The 22,678-nt window shown below is 52.0% G+C and carries 13 protein-coding genes; 1 reads left to right on the plus strand and 12 read right to left on the minus strand.

The window, feature by feature from the left end; translation table 11 throughout:
* Window positions 1-475, plus strand: a 475-nt coding sequence (locus IV91_RS0104510) for a magnesium transporter (RefSeq protein ID WP_031596383.1), incomplete at its 5' end; no start/stop codon positions are given.
* Between the two features lie 31 nt (window positions 476-506).
* Here IV91_RS0104510 and IV91_RS0104515 read toward each other — a convergent pair.
* The 12 genes from IV91_RS0104515 to IV91_RS0104570 all read right to left on the minus strand — a co-directional run bounded on the left by IV91_RS0104515 (window position 507) and on the right by IV91_RS0104570 (window position 21,919).
* On the minus strand, window positions 507-1,376 hold the full coding sequence (locus IV91_RS0104515; protein ID WP_031596384.1) for an ADP-polyphosphate phosphotransferase: 870 nt from the start codon (window positions 1,374-1,376) through the stop codon (window positions 507-509).
* A 74-nt stretch (window positions 1,377-1,450) separates the two neighbouring features.
* Window positions 1,451-2,257, minus strand: a complete 807-nt coding sequence (locus IV91_RS0104520) for an OmpA family protein (RefSeq protein ID WP_031596385.1) — start codon at window positions 2,255-2,257, stop codon at window positions 1,451-1,453.
* 18 nt (window positions 2,258-2,275) lie between these two features.
* Window positions 2,276-2,671, minus strand: a complete 396-nt coding sequence (locus tag IV91_RS0104525; protein ID WP_233418390.1) for a DUF4398 domain-containing protein — start codon at window positions 2,669-2,671, stop codon at window positions 2,276-2,278.
* 103 nt (window positions 2,672-2,774) lie between these two features.
* The gene (locus IV91_RS16670) at window positions 2,775-3,308 is read right to left on the minus strand and encodes a c-type cytochrome (protein WP_051862068.1); all 534 of its coding nucleotides are present in this window, start codon (window positions 3,306-3,308) and stop codon (window positions 2,775-2,777) included.
* A gap of 172 nt (window positions 3,309-3,480) precedes the next feature.
* Window positions 3,481-8,607, minus strand: a complete 5,127-nt coding sequence (locus tag IV91_RS0104535; protein WP_031596388.1) for a malto-oligosyltrehalose synthase — start codon at window positions 8,605-8,607, stop codon at window positions 3,481-3,483.
* Window positions 8,604-10,436 carry a malto-oligosyltrehalose trehalohydrolase gene (gene treZ / locus IV91_RS0104540; RefSeq protein WP_031596389.1) on the minus strand — a complete coding sequence of 611 codons (1,833 nt, stop codon included), beginning with the start codon at window positions 10,434-10,436 and terminating at the stop codon, window positions 8,604-8,606. Before treZ ends, IV91_RS0104535 begins: the two co-directional genes overlap by 4 nt.
* A complete protein-coding gene (glgX, locus tag IV91_RS0104545) occupies window positions 10,433-12,565 on the minus strand; it encodes a glycogen debranching protein GlgX (protein WP_031596390.1) in 2,133 nt (710 codons plus the stop codon). Before glgX ends, treZ begins: the two co-directional genes overlap by 4 nt.
* Before the next feature lie 81 nt (window positions 12,566-12,646).
* Window positions 12,647-16,003, minus strand: coding sequence for a maltose alpha-D-glucosyltransferase (gene treS, locus IV91_RS0104550; protein WP_031596391.1), 3,357 nt, complete (start codon window positions 16,001-16,003; stop codon window positions 12,647-12,649).
* 9 nt (window positions 16,004-16,012) lie between these two features.
* Window positions 16,013-18,007, minus strand: coding sequence for an alpha-1,4-glucan--maltose-1-phosphate maltosyltransferase (locus IV91_RS0104555; protein WP_200874324.1), 1,995 nt, complete (start codon window positions 18,005-18,007; stop codon window positions 16,013-16,015).
* Window positions 18,004-19,941 (minus strand): 1,4-alpha-glucan branching protein GlgB, encoded by a 1,938-nt coding sequence (glgB, locus tag IV91_RS0104560; protein WP_150112382.1) that lies wholly within the window; start codon window positions 19,939-19,941, stop codon window positions 18,004-18,006. Before glgB ends, IV91_RS0104555 begins: the two co-directional genes overlap by 4 nt.
* A gap of 15 nt (window positions 19,942-19,956) precedes the next feature.
* Window positions 19,957-20,304 carry a BON domain-containing protein gene (locus IV91_RS0104565; protein ID WP_051862070.1) on the minus strand — a complete coding sequence of 116 codons (348 nt, stop codon included), beginning with the start codon at window positions 20,302-20,304 and terminating at the stop codon, window positions 19,957-19,959.
* Between the two features lie 190 nt (window positions 20,305-20,494).
* Window positions 20,495-21,919, minus strand: coding sequence for a carbohydrate porin (locus IV91_RS0104570; protein ID WP_051862072.1), 1,425 nt, complete (start codon window positions 21,917-21,919; stop codon window positions 20,495-20,497).
* Between the last annotated feature and the right edge of the window lie 759 nt (window positions 21,920-22,678).

A 22,678-nucleotide genomic window follows, 5' to 3' on the forward strand; every position in this document is an offset into this window, starting at 1 on the left:
CATTTGCGTGACGGTCACAATATTGCTCAGTCAAATCCACCATCAGATTTATGCGGATTCTGACAGCCGTCTACAACCCATCACAGAGCGTGCAAATCAAACCATCAATCATCTTGATTCCGCTCAGGGGATTGCTCTGGGCGATCTGGAATCGGGCAAGGAAAGAGCGCTGGTCAGGAAAGAGGCTCTGCTCGGTTTGCTGAATGGTGCGCTCGTTGGGCTGGTAGCGGCAACGGGCATGTATGGAGTTGCCACCACCCAACATTTGCAGAGTGCCCCTATGCTCAGTTCAGTTGTCTTCTTGGCCATGATCGGCAGTTGTTTCATCAGCGGCATCTGCGGTGCCGTCGTACCTCTCATCCTGAAACGACTCGGTGCCGACCCCGCCACTGCTTCAAGTATTTTTCTGACCACCGCCACAAACATAGTGAGCATGGGGATGCTATTGGGACTGGCGACAGTTCTGGTAAAGTGACAGGGAAAGTGAAGACCGTGGAGTTTTAATCTCACTCCATCAGATGCTGGCGGATCGACAACAATTCTTGCCGCCGCTTTTCGTCGGTCTTTGGGTAACTCATTTCAAGCGCCTTGAAGGTATCGAGAATGATCCGCGAAATAATCAGCCGAGCATTTTCCTTATCATCGGCAGGGACCACATACCACGGTGCAATCTTTGTACTTGTTGCGCTCAAGCACGCCTCATAAGCATGCATGTATTGTTTCCAGAATTTTCTCTCTTCAATGTCGGCAAGGCTGAATTTCCAGTTTTTTTCTGGGTCATCGATGCGATCGATAAAGCGTTTTCTCTGCTCTTCCTCCGAAAGATGAAGGAAAAACTTGATGATCCGTGTACCGTTACGATGGAGATGGCTCTCCAAATCCACGATGGAATGATATCGCTCCTGCCAGAGGGTTTCCTCGTCGGTTAACCCATCGGGTAGCCCCTGACTGCGAAGAATCTCCGGGTGTACGCGAACGATCAACACCTCTTCGTAATAAGATCGGTTGAAAATACCGATGCGACCCCGTTCAGGCAAGCACTGGGAAGTACGCCACAGAAAGTCGTGCTCCAGTTCCGCAGCACTGGGATGCTTGAAACTGAACACTTGACACCCTTGGGGATTGACACCGGACATGACATGGCGGATGGCGCCATCCTTGCCCGCAGCGTCCATCGCCTGAAAAATCAGCAACACCGCATAGCGATTGGATGCATAGAGGAGCTGTTGCCGCCTGCTCAGTTCCTCCACCTGTTCTCCAAGAAGCTTTTGGTACTGATCCTTCGACGAATAAACGGGTTTCACCTGCGTTGGCCACTTCTTGAGGTCAACCTTTTCGCCCTCCCCTATCTGGTAATCCCTTATCTTGATTTTCATCTTCATCCTTTAATGAGCGCGTCAATGGCTTAGGGCTTAGTTAGATAGAGTAGTTCATATTTTTTCGTCGGCTCCTAACGTGGGGCAATATTGCCATTGGAATCAGAGAAAATGATTTCCACGCGCCGATTCAATTGACGACCCGCAGCGGCATCGTTGCTGGCAACTGGGTACGCTTTACCGTATCCATGGGTAGTGACGCGGTCACTGCTGATTCCTTCTTCGAGCAGGGCTGCCCGTACAGCATTGGCACGTCGTTCGGACAGTTCCTGATTATAACTGTCGCTGCCGGTACTGTCCGTATAGCCTTCAACCAATACCTTATACTTCGGGTATTGGTTGAGAAAACCGGCCAGTTTTTGCACGTTGTGCTTGCCGCCGGAAGACACCTGCGCCTTGTCAGTACTGAACAATAAATCGCCGAGTGTTACCACCATGCCGCGTTTGGTTTCCTTGGCATTCAACTCCTTGAGTTGTTCTGTCTGTTGAGCAATAAGGACTTGATCACGATCAGCTTCAGCTGTTCTTGCCGCCAACTGGGCCTTTTCGCGTTGAGCAGTGGCGTTTCTAACTGCCAGTTCATCCGCTTTCCGTTTGGCGGTTTCCAACGCAATTTCCGTTTTCCGTTTGGCTATGTAAGCCAGGTGATCCACCGTGGAAGAACTTTCCCCCGTGCTCAAGGCATTGTCCGCCTTGGTCAGGGACTCGCTGGCATCCTTCAATTCAGCCGGCGCCAAACTGGTGACCTGAGGGTTGGCTCGCGCACGTTCATAACTGCTCTGTGCTTCCGAGAGATTTGAATTTTGCGACATTGAACTACAACCAGAAAGAATCGTGGCGGCGGCAATCAAGGTCAGCGGGAAATATCGGTTTTTTTGCATGATGAACTCCATGGGTGATTATTGGGCATTGCGATCTATTTCCTGGTGCAGCGCGCGACTATCCTCCTGCACTGCGTCCGCTGCTTTCTTTGCCTGATTTGAACGCGCCATCGCGACAGCCAGTTCGGCGTCGACTTGCGCTTCTTCTGCCAATTGCTTTGCAAGCACATAATTTTTCGCTACCATTGCCTGCTCCGCAGCATCCAGTTTCTCTTTCGCAGACTTGATTTGAAGCGGTGCATACTCGGTTCCTCCAGCGCTGCTTGCGTTACTGACTGCGGTTTTGGAAATAGCCATCTGCGCTGTAGGCGGTGGAGTGCTCGCACAACCCGCCACCAGAATGGCAGCGCCCATGATCACGCCAATTCTGCGCAGTATTTGATTTGATTTTATGTAGTGAAAATTTCTCATCATTTTTTATCCTTATAGAGTTAAAAGCAAAACATGATCGTTGTAACGAACATCATCCCGCAATTGAAACAATTTCCATTTCCGCAGGACCGCCGATTCACAGGAGTCACAGCACGGGCCAATTATGCACATGTACCCACGTCTGCTGAACCGCAGGCGGCAACTGGTCCATATGCTTCAAAAAAAGCGCAAGCGTCCAGATCTGTCGGTCGCTGAGTGAGTCCCGAAATGAAGGCATGCCCGTCAGACGAATACCGTGCTTGATTTTCCAGAATGAATAGCCTTCCGGATCATCTTCAACCCCATCGATCGCAAGTTGCGGGGGTTTTTGATAAAGTCCTTTCGCTATGGGCGATGCCGGTGCAACCCCCTTTGCAGTACCGTGACAAACTGCACAGTTTTGAGCGAATAGATAAACGCCCGCCATGAGGTTCTTATCAGTCAATGCCACCGGATTTTGTTCTTTCGGGGCATCGTGGCGCAGGGTTGCTTTCAAAGAGGTATGAGCCATCCACGTCTCGAGGCCACCGGGTTTTGCATCGGCATTAGCCGGAATAAGCCCGCTTTGCACCAGAACATAAGCGCCGCTCAGAACCACGACCAGCGTCAACACCACTCCTGAAGCCATAACTTTCAACATCACAATCCCTCCCTACCATGGCAAACCGACCAATCGTACTCGCAGATGTGCCCGACATTCCATTGGGTTTACCCGGAAAATACAAAACTTAACGAATCCATTTAACCTCTGTTTTAATATAGAGGCTGTGCGTTAACACACATAACTGCCACGGCCCGGCAATGGGGAGTTATTACGCAGGCACGCTCTCAACGGTGATCAACCCCACAGGAAAGTCCGCCAGCAATTCTGCGATGGTCAGACACCAACCAGACCGCCACTGATGCGGCTTCAATACCTTCCCTGTGAAGACACAGGTATATCGGTTATCCTGTCGATGAAAAGGCAGGTCCACTGTTGTATTCCCCCAAATCTTTTCTCCCAGAGGGAGTGTATCGGCAGCGCTCGGCAATTGTGCGAAGAAACGCGGCGCCAGCGTAATAACCATGTGCCTGCCATCAATACGGGCATAAGCGCACAAATGAACCGCATGTTCTCCCTTGACGGGCAGACGCAAATATTTCCCTTTCTGAAACACATCTGGCCAGCGCTTCCGTAATGCCAGCGCTGATCTTATGATCAGCAATTTGGCCTGCCCATCTTCCAAACCATCACATAACGCACGTACCCCTGCAGTGCGTTGCTGCGACGTTTTGCTTTCGAGTTTCTGCAACGCATCGAGCATCCTTTGGCGGATGCCGAAGTCGACGGGTCTCCGATTGTCCGGATCTACCAAACTGAAATTCAATAATTCGCAACCCTGATAAATATCCGGCACGCCTGGCACAGTCAACTTGATCAAGGTCTGTGACAGACTGTTGAACACGCCCATCCGTGCAATCAGCCGCTGAAAAGGCAGAAAATCCGTCATGAACGAACTTTTCACGGGCGAATTTACCAGCGCATCCGCAAATCCCAATAAGGCATCCTCAAAGACCGTATTGGGATTTATCCAACTGGTATGAACTTTGGCCTCACGCACCGCCTTGATCAAATATTCCGCCAACCGAATACCCAAGTCGGCGATTTCCTTTGCATCCGGCTTACCTGAGGGCCAGATCCCCAACAGGGTCTGATAGATGAAATATTCATCGTTAGGTGTGGGTATCAACCGCCCATCCACCAGACGTTTGAGACTGCGGTTGGCAGAGCGCCAATGGCGCAGGGCGAGCCGCCAGGCAGCCGGCATTTCAGACAACACATTGAGGCGGGCACGCACATCCTCGCTACGCTTGGTATCGTGCGTGGAAGTGGTCAACATCCCATGGGGCCAATTCTTTGCCCGCAACCGATTGGCTCGGTGGAATGCAGTAAGGGTCACTCCAAATCGACTCGGATCGCCACCAACTTCGTTGAGCGACAGCAAGCGGTTATAGAGATAAGAACTGGTATCCTCCAGTCCTTTCGCTTTGACCGGACTGGTAAATTGCTGGAATTTCATGGCAAATGCAAGCACCTGGTCAGAGTACGCGGGCAATTTCCCCTCGACTGCAACAAGAGTGAGTACATCATGTAGAAAATCAAAAATGGTGGTGTCCGCTGCTTTGCTTCTGCGTTTGGCCTCTACGGTAGCCTGCTCGACATTAATGAGGTCTTCTGCCATAACCTCACGGGCATTAATGTAACCACGGTACACCGGAAAACAGGCAACCATTTCAGCCAGAGCCATACGCAATCCATTCAACGTGTAATCACAGGTATGACGGTCGGCTTCAGCGATTTTAGAGAGCAGGTTGGCCAATACATTCAACTCCCCGGACAGCGCAGTCTTGATGACAAGCCTCTTGGACTCGTAGAGCAGATCATCAAAATCCACATGTTCCCCGATGAAGTTATTGTAAAGGCGCTTCATACGCTCGGCGGCGCTGGTCACCACAAACAACCCATTGACCAGATTAGTGAATTCATATCCCGTAGTCCCATGTACCGGCCAGTCGGCACGCAAATCCTCATGGTTCGCCAGAACTTTTTCCACCACCACATAAGGCGCATAACCGATGCGTTTGCATTGCTCAACCAACTTGAAAAAATAGGCCTTCGGGTCATACAGCCCGTCTGGATGATCCAGGCGCAAGCCATCCAGTTTTCCTTCCTGAACCAACCGCAGCAATAGTTGGTGGGTAGCATCGAAAACCTCGTCGTTCTCCATACGCAACCCGGCCAGATCATTGATATCAAAAAATCGCCGGTAATTGATCTCATCCGAAGCTACTTGCCAGAATGCCAGTCGGTAAGCTTGTGCTTCAATCAAATTGTGAAGTCGGTCGAAACCGGAGGATTCGCCTGCCGTACCGTTATAGAATTTCAGGTTTTCTTCGATAAACCAGGCGATATCCGCAGAACCATTAACGAGACCGCCAAGGTGACGTTTATGAACTTCCTTGTCTCGTCTGCGCTCCACCTGACGCTCGAGCAAACCCTCGGCACGGGAAGGAAGATTCCGGAAGGCAGTAACCAGGCTCTGGTATTCCATCCATAATGAATTGTCTTGCCCCAACCGTGCGCCCAAGGTATCCATGCGATACGTCAGGATTTGCGGATACTCGGAGGGATCTACCGGAAAGCGGTGCTCGTAATAATAAATCGTGAATTCGCCACGGCCTGCATCAAAACACAATTTTAATTCGGCATTCTCCAGCACCGTCCCATAATGGTTAGCCAATACCGGTAATACCACCTTGCCGCGCAATTCAGTCTTGATCGGTGCCCAGTCAATATCGAAAAATCCGGCATAAACAGATGCTTGACCATTCTCCAGAACATCCAGCCACCAGGCATTGTCTCCGCCCTGCACACCCATGTGATTGGGAACCACATCGAGCACTTGCCCCATGCCGTGTTCGGCAAGGGTAGCGCAGAGCAACTCAAACTCCGGGTACGTGCCGATCTCGGGATTCAACTGGTTGTGATCGATGATATCGTAACCGTGCAGACTTCCCGGTCGCGCCTTGAGGTAGGGTGAAGCATACAGGTGTGAGATGCCCAGCGCGCTCAGGAAGGGTACGATTTTACGGGCCTGATTGAAAGTGAAAGCGCGACTGAATTGCAGGCGATAGGTAGACAATGGAATACGCGGACTGCGTGTTTGCGGCAGGTCGGTCTGCTGTGATGTGGCCTTTCCGGCGTTGGTTCGTTCGATGGCAATGAACTCGACAATGCGTCTCAACCGCAAGTCGTCGCGCCATTCTTCCAGATTGATGGTCAAGCGCCGTCGCCAATTTGGATAGGCATCACGGGTGCTACCGGGCAAATTGACCTGATCCATCTGACCAAAAACATCCTCGAGCCAAATCATCATTACCTGCGCCGGTGTTCTGGCCAGAAAACGATGTACCGCGCCCACCAATTCCGGCGACATGTCCGGATTACCCCCCGGATGCAGGTTGCCCCCCTCCTCCAGCAACCCCTCGCGTTCGAGAGCCATGAGCAATGCAGCACGGTCATGCACCCGTGCCATCACCTGTTCCTGCTGCATGTTTTCGCCGGGAAAAAGCCCTAGCATTGTACGTGTGTCAATATCCTGCCCATGCCAAAAGCCGTAGAGGGTAGGCAAATCATGGGTAGTCACCGTTACCAGAGACTGCACGGGATAATCAGCGGGGGGTATGAACCCCCCTTGCTCGTCACGGGAAAAAAACAGTACGCGATAGCACAATATGCCCACATCTTGCAGTCGTTCGCGCAAATGATCCGGCACGCTACCCAGATCTTCCCCGATGACCAGACAACAGTTCCGCTGGCTTTCCAGCATCAAGATACCGAGCAGGTCATCGAAGGGATAATTCACATAGGTACCGGCCACGGCAACATCGTCCTGTGGAATCCAAAATAACCGCATCAGTCCCATGACATGGTCGATACGCAACGCACCCACATGGCGCATATTGGCGCGCAGCATCTGAACAAAAGGCGCATAAGCTGCCGCACGCAAGCGTTCCGGTATCCAGGGGGGCAATTCCCAATCCTGACCGTTCAGGTTGGATTCATCCGACGGTGTGCCGATGCTGGCACTGAGCGCATAATCGTCCTGATTGGCCCACACTTCCGCGCCACCGCGATTCACGCCTACCGCCAGATCCCCATATAATCCAACCCCCAACCCCAGGGCCAGCGAAGTTTTTTTCACCGCATCAAGTTGCAGGTGCGCCAGCCACTGTTGATATTCGTAATACTCGATCTGTTCCAAATGATCCTGCGTGAAAGCAGCAACCGCCTGCGCTGCCGGGTCGCGGTAGGCTTCTGGCCATACCGGCCAACCCCCTATAGTACTGGCATCCTGCTTCTGAAAATGTGCCTGTAACGCTTCAAACAGTGCATAGCGCCGCAGGCTTTCCAATCCATTCCACTGAAATTCTCGGAACTGCTGTCCACGTTCGCTATTCCCTTTCAGGTGCCGTTCTCTGAAGTGCCGATACAGGCAGTCAAGTATCGTCTGCTTGGCCTCCATGACTTGGGAATAATCCACCAGTTCCTCAGAGCGTAACGCACGTAAGCGGGCCTGAAACCTTTCGTCCTCAACCATGGAGCGGGCTTCATCACATTCGGTAAAATCTTCTACCGCTTCCAGGTCCAGATACAAGATATTGAGGAACAGACGACTGGATGGACTGTACGGGCTGGCATGGGCCGGATTGCCTGGAAATAAAGCATGCAGTGGATTGAGACCGATAATATCCATGCCTGCCTCACTGGCCAGTTCAACCATCATGCGCAAGTCGGTAAAGTCGCCGATACCCCAATTACGCTGCGAGCGGACGCCGTAAAGTTGCAGAGCGGCTCCATGGATTCGCCCCCCATCGGCGAGTACTGTGGGCTGGTAGCAGGTAGCAGGTACAACGATCAAAGACATGCAGGTTTCCACCCCCTCGGGGGTACGCACGGTTAGCCGGTGATAGCCTGGTTTCGGACAGTTAGGCAACTGTAGCAAGCCACGCTGATACTGCTCGTCATCGATCTGATGACTGCCCGTGGCTTCAAGATTCACCGGCCGGAACTCTCCCTCTTCACGCATGCCATCTTCCTGCGTCAACTGCCACCGATATAAGTCAGACCTGCACGTAGAAGGAAATGCAACCGGTACCGCAACGGTCTTTGTCGCCGCTCGCACGACCCATACGGGCGGTAGCAAGTTACGCCATGACCGCGCCTCATGTTCAGCCAGAATGGTAGGCAAATCGCCATCCAGCTTCACCCCCATCGCAGTGAGCAAAGCGCGTTGCGTGGCTGGCTTGGTGTGACAGAGATCACCCTTCAGGTCTTGATAGTGCGGCGCGATACCCTGCAACTCGGCCAGTTGTACGAGCGCATCCTTGGAATTCATAGTTGGGTTTCCTTGATAAACCAAGCCGCGCACCAGGGGGGCATACGCCCGGCAGAAAGGAAACCGGACAGATCGACTTGGCTCAGGTAGAGTGGAGCGCCGTCAAGATGCAAGGGGCCTTCCATTGGTTCATCCCCCAGATTGGTCAACAACGTCAGTTGCGTGCCATCCCCCAAACCCCAACGCACGATCAGCCCCGTCGCCCCAATCAGTTCAAATCCAGCACCCCCATGAATACCCGGCAAATGTGGCATGATCTGTGTACGTCGCAATGCCAGTAAACGTTGGTAATATTCCAGCCAAGCCTGATGCCGGGATTGATTCAAGCAGTCCCAATCAAGTTTGCACCCTTCGAAGGTGGCCAAATCGTTGGGATCTGGAATACTCGCCAGCGCAGCGGGGTCGGTAAAGGCACGAAAACCGGAAAATTCGCGTCGTCGCCCCTCAGTGACCGTACTGGCCAATTCACCCTGGAAATCGCAGAAAAACTGAAAGGGCGTTGCCGCAGCGAATTCTTCGCCCATGAATAGCATCGGTGGGGATGGGGCCAGCAGTAATATAGCCAGCGCCACTTGCAGCGATTTTTCTGGGGCCAACCGGGCCATACGTTCGCCGTAAGCGCGATTGCCTATCTGGTCGTGGGTCTGGGTGAAGTTGATGAACGCACTGAGCGGCAAGTGTCGGCTTGGTTCGCCACGCAGTTGCCCGGCACGAAAAGCAGAAGGCTCGCCCTGAAAAGCAAAGCCTTCCGCCAGACAACGGGCCAGATGACGGGTTGGCTGATCGGCATAATCCGCATAGTAGCCATCCGATTCACCAGTCAGCAATAGATGCAAGGCGTGGTGGCAATCGTCATTCCACTGGGCGGCAAGGGTTCCTTGTTGTAAATAACTGGCAATATTGGCATCGTTTTCCAGTATCAGGTGCACTTGCCGGGTGCTTCCAGGTCCTGCCTGTACAGCCGCAGCCAGTTCAATCACGATATCCGGTCGGCTGTTATCGGCAATGGCGTGCACTGCATCGAGCCGCAACCCGTCGAAATGGTATTCCTCGAGCCAGTACAATGCGTTATGAATGAAAAAATCGCGGACCGTGCGGCTGTCCTTGCCATCAAAATTGATGGCCGCGCCCCACGGCGTATGATGGCGATCACTAAAGAACTGCGGGGCATAAGCATGAAGATAATTGCCCTCCGGTCCGAAGTGGTTGTACACCACATCCAGCAATACCATCAATCCACGTGCATGAGCGGCCTGCACCAGTGTCTTCAGGTCTTCTGGCGTGCCATAACTGTGGTCGGGCGCAAACAGCAGCACTCCATCGTAACCCCAGTTCCGTGCTCCCGGAAAATCTGCAACGGGCATCAACTCGATGGCAGTAATCCCCAGTTCCACCAGGTAGTCCAGATGCTGCAGGGCAGCCGCGAAGGTACCTGCGCTCGTGAATGTACCCAGATGCAGTTCGTAGATGACCGCTTCATGCCAGGGGCGCCCCTGCCAGGCATCGTCCTGCCAGATAAAAGCAGTGGCATCGACCACCTGGCTGGGGCCGTGTATGTCCTGAGGATTGGCACGCGATGCCGGATCAGGGATATCCAACGCATCATCCAGCCGATAATGATAGAAGGTTCCAGGTTGCGCCTGTGGTGGCGAAGTCTCGATTTGAAACCAGCCGTCTGCAAGGGAGTGCATCGGCAAAATGGTTTTTTTTCCATCGTCCTGTTCCAGGATCAACTCAACCTGTCGTACCGCAGGTGCCCATAGGCGAAAACGTATATTTCCACCTGGCAGCAGATGGGCCCCGAAAGGCATGTCATGAGAGCTTCTCATTGCGTTTTGCTTTGTTTCAAGAGCACCAAACTCCGTCCATGCACGGAGTACTTTTGTCCGACTTGGTAGTGAGAAGTCTCGGGTATTCCCGTACCGTCAAACGTATCGAGCAACGCATCCCAACAGGAATGCTCATCAAATTCCGGCAGGGTAAAAGCAATGTCCTCATGATACGCATTGATCAGCAACAGGAGATTGTCGTCGATCAGACGCTGCCCGTATTTGTCGGTTTCAAACAAGGAGTCGCCGATCAGGTGCAAGCCCAGACAACGTGAAAATGGCTGGTTCCAGTCATCATCACTCATCTCTGTACTATCCGGTTTAAGCCAAATAATATCTTTTACATCACCGCCGCGAATGGAGCGTCCCTGAAAAAAATAACGCCGTCGCAGCAGGGGGTGCTTGAGGCGCAAACTGATAATGCTCCGGGTGAATTCGAGCAAATCCTGATCCTGTGGCTTAAGTTCCCACGATAGCCAATTAATTGCATTATCCTGGCAGTAGGCGTTGTTATTGCCTTGCTGGGTACGGCCCATCTCGTCCCCGGCAACCAGCATGGGAACCCCCTGTGAAAACAAGAGGGTGGCAAGAAGATTTCGTTTCTGGCGGGCGCGCAGAATATTGATCTCCGGATTGTCCGTTTCCCCCTCGATGCCGCAATTCCAGGAATGATTATTGTCGTTCCCATCATGGTTGTCTTCCTGATTGGCCTCGTTATGTTTGGTGTCGTAGGTCACCAGATCATGCAAAGTAAAACCATCGTGTGCACAAATGAAGTTAATGCTGGCATGGGGTTTGCGTCCGCTGCGTTCATACAGATCGCTGGATCCGGTCAAGCGTTGTGCCAGTTCTCCGAGTAGTCCGCCATCGCCTTTCCAGTAGGAGCGAATACTGTCACGATACTTGTCGTTCCATTCCGCCCAGCCCATCGGGAAATTTCCCACCTGATACCCTCCCTCGCCCAGGTCCCAGGGTTCGGCAATCAGTTTGATGGTGCTCAGCACCGGATCCTGACGGATGGTGTCGAAGAAGGTTCCCAACTGGTTGACTTCATGCAACTCCCTGGCCAGAGCGGAAGCCAGATCGAAACGGAAACCATCCACATGCATCTCCAGCACCCAATAGCGCAGACTGTCCATGATCAGTTGGAGCACACAGGATTGTTGCATGTCCAAGGTGTTGCCACAGCCCGTATAGTCCATATAATAGCGAGGGTTATCAGCCACCAGACGATAATAGGAAACATTGTCGATCCCCCGGAAGGACTGGGTCGGACCCATTTGATTTCCTTCGACGGTGTGGTTGTAGACTACATCCAGAATGACCTCGATGCCCGCCTTATGGAGCATCTTTACCATGGTCTTGAATTCGCTGATATCACCGCTCGCCGAATAACGGGAATCCGGGGCCAGGAAACCAATCGAATTATATCCCCAGTAATTTTTCATCCCCCGTTCGACCAAGTAGCGATCGTCAAAGAAAGTATGTACCGGCATCAGTTCGACCGTGGTCACGCCCAAACGTTTGAGATGTTCGATGGGGGGCCCCATCGACAACCCGGCGTAGGTACCGCGAAACCGGTCAGGAATACCTGGATGTTGCATGGTAAATCCTTTGACATGCAACTCGTAAGTCACCATATCCTGCCATTGAATGTCCGGCGATTGATCATTCCCCCAGTTGAAGGTCTGATCGATGACCCGACACTTCGGCATGAAACTGGCGTTGTCGCGGCGGTTAAAAGAAAGATCCTCTTGCTTGCTGCCGATGCTGTAACCGAAATGCGCATCGTTCCAGATTGGTGTCCCCACGATATCCTTCGCATAGGGTTCTATCAACAGTTTGTTCGGATTGAACCGATGCCCATCCTCTGGACGGTAAGGTCCATGCACCCTGAAACCATAAAGCGCGCCGGGACGAAGTTCGGGCAGATAGCAGTGCCAGACGAAATCACTACGCTCTTTCAGTTCGATACGCTGAATTTCGCTCTTTCCCTTCGGATCGAACAGACACAACTCAACCATTTCAGCATGCACGGAAAAAATAGCAAAATTCACCCCCTCGCCGTCCCAATGTGCACCGCGCGGATAAGGACGACCCGGCCAGACTGACGATATGGGTTTGTTCATGGTGAGTTCTCACTGTTGAAATATTCGTGTCAAACACGGTTGCTCATAAAAAACGTCTATCCGGCAGTGAGTTGTGATCACCTACTGCGGTATATCCCTGTGTACGAGCGCCAGGATTCCAAGCAATGGAATAATTACCCAATCCGGGCGATTGTCAAGTTCGTAGCGTACTTCGTAAAGTGCCTTTTCCAGCAAAAACAGGTCCAGCAAGCCGTGCGTTGAGGACTGCTCTGAGAACAGGTTGGAATCCTGCACCGCTTCATCGTAAGCCGCGAGAAAAACACGCCCGGCTTCGGCTTCCCAGTCGTTGAGCAAGGCTTCAAACATCGCCAAATCTTCGGGTTGATCTGCACGGACATTCACCAGTGCGGTGTGGGCGACATAGTCGAAGGATCGCAGCATACCGGCCACATCCCTCAAGGGCGAGTGCTTATGGAGACGTTCGGCGAGGGGACGGGCAGGTTCTCCCTCAAAATCGATGAACATGAAATCATTCTGGGTGAGCAGGACCTGCCCCAGATGCAAATCACCGTGGTAGCGTGTTTTGACTGCCTTGATCGGTTCAATAACACAGGCTTGAATACGGTCAGCAAGTTCTTTTCGCTGCGTGAGCAAGGTTTTTGCGGTTTCTTGAGCATTTCCTGACAGATTTTCTGCATGAAGTTCCAGCAGATCCAGCGTGGTTACGGCTTCTGCTTGCAACTGCAATACCCAGTCCGCAAGATCGGTAGCTGAAATCGGTTCGGGGTCGAAAGCCAAATCCCCGGTCACTTTACCCAGTGCATTGTGCAGTTCACCCGTACGCTGACCCAGCGTGCGCATCAGAATCAGATAGGCACTATGATGCGTCTGCGCCATTATTTTGGCCGGTTCAACTGCGGTGTGCGCGTCTTCCAGGAATCGATTCAGGTAGTCCAGCGTGTAACTCCAGCAGTCACCCTGGTTTTCGATATAACTTTGTAACAAGGCAAGTGTCATGTTATTGCCATTGCTGCCTTGATACTCGATGATGCCGAGTACCGGTATCGTATTGGGGAAGTTGGCCACATCGGTTAAAAAACGCCCGATTTCAAACTCGGGTTGCGTCCCGATTTGCAAATGCCGATAGCCTTTCAGGAAAAACTTTTCATCCAGCACGACAACGGTATTGCTGCCCTGTGTGCTGGGCTGTCGAACGGATAGTTGAGCAGAAGATACCTCGCCTGCGAGTACCGAGAATGCTTGGGTCGTCGAGAAGTTTATGACACCTTGTTCACAAGGCAGCGTTTGACGCGCGCCCATGGCCTGCACCAGAAACCTGCAGAATTCCGGGTCCGCAAACGCATCGCACAAGATTCCAACTTTTGCCTGATGTCGAACTTTGGCAACGGTGGCAGACATCATAGCGTGCAAACGCTCCTCGTCGCCATTTTCCCATGCCAGCGAGAGGGGGATAAAATAAACCAGAGGTTCTTCCACTGCCCCTTCAATACGAAACAGGGTTATCAACGAGAGGGATTTCGCATTCTCCCACCGGGCATAATCATCGATGACCACCCGTCGCACCCCTTCGCCTTTGGACCCATACCACCGTTGCGTTGCAATAAAATGTGGCAATACGTCTTCTTCAAGTTGGGCACGAACCGTCTCTGCCATGGCAACATGCCAGTGTTCGACCCGCTCGCGAAAGAAACTCTGCAAGCCTTTGAACAATACCAGGGTCGGCAATTCATCGGGAAGCAATTGTTCTACATGCTCTACCGAAACCTCTTCGTCTCTGGTCAGCAGAAACCAATAATAATTATATCCGGACAATGTGAGGAGGTAGGGTAATTGACCAATGGGCGGAAAAACCGCTCGGCCCATTAGTTCCACCGGTACATATCCCTTATAAGCCGAAAGATCGAGTTCCACTGCTTGCGCGTTACGTGACAGGTTGCTGACGCACAAAATGATGTCATTATCGTATGACCTTAAATAGGCGAGTATCTTGCGATTGACGGGGTGTAAAAAAACCAGTGTCCCGCGCCCAAATGCCCGATGGTTTTTGCGCAGTGCCAGCACACGCCGCATCCAGTTCAACAGCGAACCCCGTTCCCGCAACTGTGCCTCCACATTCACGGCTCCGAAGCCATACTCCAGGTCCATGATGGGCGGCAGGTACAGGCGCTGCGGATCAGCGCGGGAGAAACCGGCATTGCGATCCGGACTCCATTGCATAGGTGTGCGCAGACCGTTACGATCTCCCAGAAAAAAATTGTCCCCCATGCCAATTTCGTCCCCGTAATAGAGGCAGGGAGAGCCTGGCATGGACAGCAACAAATTATTCATCAATTTGATTTTATCTATTTCATTCCCCATCAGGGGTGCCAGTCGGCATCGAATGCCGATGTTCAGGCGCGCGTGGGAATCGCCGATGTATATCTGATACATGTAGTCACGTTCTTTGTCCGTGACCATTTCCAGGGTAAGCTCGTCGTGGTTACGCAGAAAAATGGTCCATTGACAGGTTTCTGGAATACTCGGGGTTTGCCGGATGATATCAACGATGGGATGACGGTCTTCCTGAGCGATGGCGATGTACATTCGCGGCATGAGGGGAAAATGATAAGCCATGTGACATTCATCACCATCACTGAAGTAGTCTCGTACATCTTCCGGCCACTGATTGACTTCAGCGAGAAAGACGCGGTTGGTGTAATGCGCATCGAGCACCTCACGCATTTGTTTGATCACGGCATGCGTACCCGGCAGATTTTCGTTTTGTGTTCCTTCTTGCACGCACAGATAGGGAACCGCATCCAGACGCAATCCGTCCACCCCCAGATCCAACCAAAAACGCATCAGTTTAATGACCTCTTTCACCACCCTGGGATTGTTGAAATTGAGATCGGGTTGGTGGTGAAAGAATCGATGCCAGTAATAGGCTTGTGCTTCATCATCCCAGGCCCAGTTGGATTTCTCGGTATCACTGAAGATGATGCGCGTCTCTGGAAATTTCTGGTCCGTATCGCTCCATACGTAAAAATTCCGTTTGTTCGACCCGGCGGGTGCCCGACGGGCAGCTTGAAACCAGGGGTGTTGATCGGAAGTGTGATTGATGACCAATTCCGTGATGACCTTGAGACCACGACGGTGTGCCTCTTTCACGAACTGCCTGAAATTGGCCATCGTGCCGTACATGGGATGGATAGTGCGATAATCGGATATGTCATACCCGTCATCGCGCATGGGCGAAGGGTAAAAGGGTAATAACCAGAGTGTATTTACCCCTAAATTCTGAAGATAATCAAGTTTCCGAATCAACCCGACGAAATCTCCCATGCCATTATCGTCACTATCAAAAAAAGCCTTGATGTGCAGTTCGTAAATAACAGCATCCTTATACCAGAGCGGATCTTCCATCCATTCCGGGTTGTCCACGGACAGGGGGGAGTCATTGGCCTTGGTCTCATTCATAGCGCGCGCTCACAGGAAGTAGTCAAAGTCATGTTCGGTATGTACGTGCCGACGCAATTTGAAAATATGTGCAGGCGCCACCTGAGGATTGATTTCAACGTAGTTGAGCGCGCCATTCCACAAATAGCACGCAGCCGTCAGCAGATCCTGGGCTTGATAAGAGCGATCCGCCTCCAGCCCAAGCCTGTCCAGCGGCAAGGTAATCCAGCCGGATTGGGTATGATGCGGATCCAGATTGACCACCACCAGAATGATTTCAGCGTTATCCGGTGTGGTTTTTGCATAACACAGCAGATTGTCATTATTTACCTCAAAAAACTGCAAATGGTGATCCTGTTGCAGCGCTACGTTTTCCCTGCGGATACGGTTCACCCGCGTGACGAAATCTCTCAGGCTGTCTGTACGATCAAGCGCCCAGCGCCGCACTTGATATTTCTCGGAATCGAGGTATTCTTCTTCACCTGGAGCGCGGGGCGAAGCTTCCATCAACTCGTAAGCCGGGCCATAGATACCATAATTTGCGCCCAGCGTACTCGCCAGCACCAGACGCAGCATAAACGCCGGACGACCACCGAACTGCAAAAATTCAGCCAGAATATCGGGCGAATTTGGCCACAGATTTGGTCGGAAATAGTCGCGTACTTCGGTTTGGGTGAGTTCGGTGAAATACGTCTCAAGTTCTCGTTTTGAATTGCGCCAGGTGAAATAAGTATAGGACTGACTGAAGCCTGTCTTGGCAAGATGGTAGGCAATTTTCGGCCGGGTAAAGGCTTCCGCCAAAAAAATCGTTTCAGGGTGTACGCGCTTGACTTCGCCAATCAGCCATTCCCAAAACAGGAAGGGTTTGGTGTGCGGATTATCCACCCGGAATAGGTAAACCCCTTGCTTGATCCAGAACAGAACCACATCCAGAAGTTCCTGCCATAACCCTTGCCAGGCATCGGTTTCAAAATTAAATGGAATAATGTCTTCGTATTTTTTAGGTGGATTTTCAGCATACTGGATACTGCCATCCGCACGATGGCGAAACCATTCCGGATGCTCTCGCACATAAGGATGATCGGGGGAACACTGAAAAGCCATATCCAGGGCAATATCCATACCCAGTTCTTGCGCTTTTGTCACCAGGCGCCGAAAGTCTTCCAGCGTGCCAAGTTGCGGATGAATCGAGGTGTGCCCCCCCTCCTCCGCACCGATCGCCCACGGGCTGCCTACATCCGTGTCACTGGCTCCCAACGTATTATTTTGGCCCTTTCGGTGTGTCAAACCGATCGGATGAATGGGGGGCAAATACAGCACATCGAATCCCATGTCTGCGATATAGGGCAACCGCTTTTGACATTCAGAGAAACTCCCGTGCTCTTGGTCATTGCCGACACAGGAACGAGGAAAAAACTCATACCATGTGCTGTATCGTGCTTTTACCGGCTCAGACCATACGCTGGGCAGATGGGGATAGTCCGATGCCAGGCTCCGGTCGGAATAGTGCTGCATCAGGCTGGCCAAAGTCTCAGAACGAGCCAGAAGGGCACCTGCATCCGGTGAGACCGTCCGCATTTTTCCGGCAAACCTTTGGAGTTGCCCCTGATGTTTACCCATGGCACGCGTCGCAGCCTCTTCCACCAACCTTGCACCGACCAGAAGTGTCTGAGCAATATCCTGAGCGTCATTGCGAAGCACGAAGTCATGCCGCCAGGAAAAAAAATGGTCGATCCAAGCGGTGATTGTGTAGACATATTGACCCAATTCCTTGAGCGGGAACGATGCGTGCCAACGATCATTCCCCAAGGGACACATAAAAATCTCATGCCAGTCAGGATCCTTGTCATGTCGGTAGCGCAACACACAATTCACAGCATCATGACTGTCGGTGAAGGCATCGGCCTCCACCACCAACGCCTGACCGATGACCCGCTTGACTGGAAAGCGCCCGAACTCGATTTCCGGTTGTACGTTATCGATGATCACACGCCGCCTGCCGTCAAGTTTGTGTCCGTCCATCATGACCCATCCCCTGGTTTAAAGAAGAGAACAGCCAGGGGAGGCAGACGCAGCATCAGCGAATGGTACATTTCGCCTGCAGAAACGGGACCGGCTTCAACGCCCCCCAAATTCCCCACGCCGCTGCCACCATAAAGTTCACTATCGCTGTTGAGCACTTCGTGCCAGTAACCACCGCCAGGCACGCCGACCAGGTAATTTTCACGGATGACGGGGGTAAAATTGCAGACCACCAACAGCACATCGCCAGCGCCATAGCCACGGCGCAGGAAACTCACCACACTTTTTTCCGCACTGTTACACTCTATCCATTGAAAACCATCGCGGCTGAAATCTTGCTGATAGAGTGCCGCTTCACTGCGGTAAAAACGGTTGAGATCTTCGACCCAGCGCCGCAATCCGGCGTGCAACGGATATTGCAGTACAGACCAGTCCAGACTTTCTTCGTGCTGCCACTCACTCTTCTGTCCAAATTCGCAGCCCATGAACAACAGTTTTTTGCCCGGATGCCCCCACATATAGCCATATAACAAGCGCAGATTGGCAAACTTCTGCCATTCATCACAGGACATTTTTCCAATCAGCGAACCTTTGCCGTAAACTACTTCGTCATGGGACAAAGGCAAGACGAAGTTTTCTGAAAATGCATACCAAATACTAAAAATGATTTGTGTATGGTGGTATTTTCGGTTGATCGGATTTTCTGAAAAATATTCCAGAGTGTCATGCATCCACCCCATATTCCATTTCAGACCGAAACCCAGACCACCAAAATTGGCGGGACGGGAAACCATGGGCCAGGCAGTGGACTCTTCGGCAAACGTCTGGGTATCCGGATAATCACGATAAATCGCATCATTCAGGTTACGCAAGAAAGTGACTGCATCCAGATTCTCCCGTCCACCATTGCGGTTAGGAATCCACTCACCTTCCTTGCGGCCATAATCCAGATAAAGCATTGATGTCACTGCATCGATGCGCAGTCCGTCAATATGATATTTATCAAGCCAGAACAGGGCACTGCTGGTGAGAAATGCACGTACCTCATTTCGACCATAATTGAACAATGAACTATGCCAGTCCGGTTGATAGCCCTGACGCGGATCGGCATGCTCATACAGAAAAGTCCCATCAAAATGACCGAGGCCATGAGCATCGGCAGGAAAATGTGCGGGCACCCAGTCCAGAATCACGCCAATGCCCTGCTGATGCAAGGTATCTACCAGTAACATGAAATCCTCTGGTGGACCGTAACGCGCCGTTGGTGCAAAATAGCCGATGGTCTCGTAGCCCCAGGAACCGTAAAAAGGGTGTTCTGTCACCGGCATGAATTCCACATGGGTGAAATTCAATTCCACAAGGTAACGCGGCAACCACTCTGCCATCTCACGATAGGTGAGAGAACGGTTGCCCTCTTCGGGAACGCGCCGCCAGGAACCCAAATGTACTTCGTAAATGGAAAAAGGCGCGTTCAGCCGGTTTTTCTCTCCGCGCACCCGCATCCAGTCAGCATCATTCCAGGCATGATCCAATTCCCAAACACGGGAAGCAGTTAAAGGCGGTTTTTCCCAGTAGAGCGCAAATGGATCACCCTTGTCGGCTGTTTTCCCATCGCGGGAAAGGATGCTGTACTTATACGTCGCTCCGACTGTGACATCCGCAATGAATCCTTCCCAAATCCCCGATCCATCATCACGGAGACACAGTGCATGGACGGTGGCATCCCAATAATTGAACTCGCCGATCACCGAGACACTCACCGCATTCGGTGCCCATACGGAAAACCAGGTACCTTTTACGTCTTCAAGGGTAATACAGTGCGAACCAAGTTTTTCATATAGACGAAAATGATCGCCTTGCTTGAACAAATAAATATCGAGATCCGTAAACATGCCCGACTTTGGAACGGGCACGCCAGGATTCATCAACCCAGGCATTTTTTCTAGCCTGCTTTACTTCGAATCAACTTTTAAATTATTGTGTACTGCCTTCACCGATTCCACGTGTGTCGCAAGTGTCGTGGCCCATGCGGACTCTTTCGCGCTATTGACGGTTCCAGTCAAATCCACAACACCGTGATCGGTGCGAACGCTGATGTCGCGCCCTTTTATTCCTTTGTCCTCAGCAAAACTTGCCTTCACTTTGGTGGTGATGGTCGCATCATCCAGATATTGACCGGCAGTATCGGTGGAAGAATCCACCGCATAGGAGAAAACGGGCGTAAGCAACCCCATGACCAGAATAAGAGCTCCGGCAAACCTGATACCCACAACGGTTTCTTTGACTTGATTTTTGTTCATGATGAACTCCTGACAATGGGTTGGTAAAGATCCAGTTGTCATCATTCACTTTCATGTTCGAACTTTCTGTACGCTGGCGAACATACCCATGGCGGAACACGTGGAAACTCTCGTCCCCAGTTTTTTCGGTTGCAGCAGGAAAGAAGGTTACTTGCCGCGCAGATCCCGGACAAGTGACAATCTTGTGGGATCAAAAGTCGATATGCAAACGCAGTCCGTATACATCGATCGGACCGCGTAGTTGATTGTACGCGGGATTGGCAACGTGTTGCCAGTCTGCCGTCAGGTGAACACCGTCCACGATGCCCCACTTGTAGTAAGTTTCCAGCACGTACTCAGGCGCATACATCAGGTAGCCATCGCCGATGAACAAATCATAATTGCCCGCCGTCAAAAAGGCCTGGCGTGCACCGCTGATCTGGTTGAGCGCCCAGCCCAGCCCAATGCCATCCCTGCTGCGCCCCCAGTTCTGTCCATCCAGGGAAAGACCCGCGCTGAAACTACGGTCCACTTCCGTGAACGCCATGGACTCGTTGCTTCCCCCCGTCCAGAAGGCGCGGGCAAACAAACCCACCCCAGGAGCCAAGGCCTGTTGCAGATTGAGTCCTCCCCCTCCCCGTATGGCATTGTATCTGGGCTGATTCGCAATGAAGATCCCGGTTTGGTTGAGGTAGGAACCAAAATTGGCCAATTGCATGCGCCCCTGGTACATCAGCAATTTGAGAGCCCCTGTGTCCCAACGCCGTTCAATTTCTCCATTGACTCCAAAATGTTCGCCCATGGCCGGATCAAGGGCCAGTTGATTGGGCAGGACGGGCATGGCAAACCAGCCGAAACGCGCAGACCAGCGATCCCAGGTTAGTTCGCTTGAAGCGCCCCAGGTATACCCTCGAGAATCTGCTGCATAATCGTAGGCACAGGAGGTCATGAAGCACCAGTTGAGAAACTGGTCGTCGCTCTTGTGGGCGTAAGCATTACCGTCAAAATAGGACAGCACATCCACTTTTCCGATGGTCCAGGTTAAACGGTGGGAATCCACCGCCCGATCGAACTGATGGCTGGCCATGGGCAAGGAATCGCTTTCTCCACCAAAGTTGACTACCCGCGTGTAAAACCCCAAGGCGAGGTAGGTCACGAAGGTATTAGTCATGTAGCGCTGCATGTCGTTATTGGTCAATGCCCCCAATCCCCCTGCATTGCTGAGGGGTATTCCGCGTATGGTTTCCTCACGAAACCAGAATTCTCCCTGGTTCCCTAGATCAAAACCCAGTTGCAGACCAAGAATATTCGAGAAAGAATTCTCGGGAGTGGACAGAAAACTGTTCGGTCCGTTGGAATGGGCTGAAGGAAAGGAACCATGGTATTGGTCGATGAAAGTTTCATCCCCCTGAACCACCCAGGGCGGCGCGTGTTCCTCCTTGCCATCGTCCCCCCCGAAACTCCAGAGTTCGGCGTGGGACTGAAGGGAAATGAGGCAGAGCAACAAGCACAGGACACGACCGAAAGCGCGCCCCAACTCAAGGTAAACGGTAGCACCAAAAGAGCCACGAATGTGGTCAGCGTGGGCACTGCCGGTGACAACTGTCGCCGCTGACTTACATTGCTTTGTAGACATGGGGAGAATTCCATGGGGTTTTTGTGTGCTTGGATGCGACAAGTTGTCGCATCCAAGATCGGTTTTCTAGAAGGGACGGTCACTGTCTATGTGCATCGGGACCAAAACACCGAATAAAGCACTACCCCCACCAATGTCCTGGCTGGTCTGGCCAGCGCGAAGTTCTGGAAAAGTCCTGTGCACTTCGGAAAACCGGATCAGATTCGAAGGAATACGGCCGGTGAAAAAATGTATTACCTTGTTCAGATTGAAAGTCATGATGACACCTCGCACAAATGCGTCCGCCATGCAGGACGGACAAGCAATGCGTTGATCGGAAACGTCGTGCAAAGAACCGAGCAACTGAGCGCAACCAAACTACCCCGGCGGCATCGGTAAGACACGACATATGATTTACGACCGTGAGGAGGTGTTCAGGGCAACCCGTTTTAAACAAACAAGGGTATGCTGAGGATACACCGTCCCGCTGAATCAGCGAGACGGTGGCGGGAGTCTTGAAGACAGTGCCTACGCTTTCGCTGATTTAGCTGACGCGGTCAAGATACTAGAGCAACTGTCCAAGATTTCTCCCTGGAGAATGAGACAGGCGAATTCTAATACTTTGCATCATCAAAGTCAACGACCCCACAATATTTTTGGCTCTATGTGAAATACAGTGGGTAACTGAATTTCAGTTTGCCGCACAAAAAGTAAATCATGTTGATGAAATTTCCAGTATTGCGGTAGCCCCTGGCGCGTCTTTTTGCTAGTTGAACCTTG

The organism is Ferrovum myxofaciens, assembly GCF_000735045.1.
Classification (GTDB): Bacteria; Pseudomonadota; Gammaproteobacteria; order Burkholderiales; family Ferrovaceae; genus Ferrovum; species Ferrovum myxofaciens.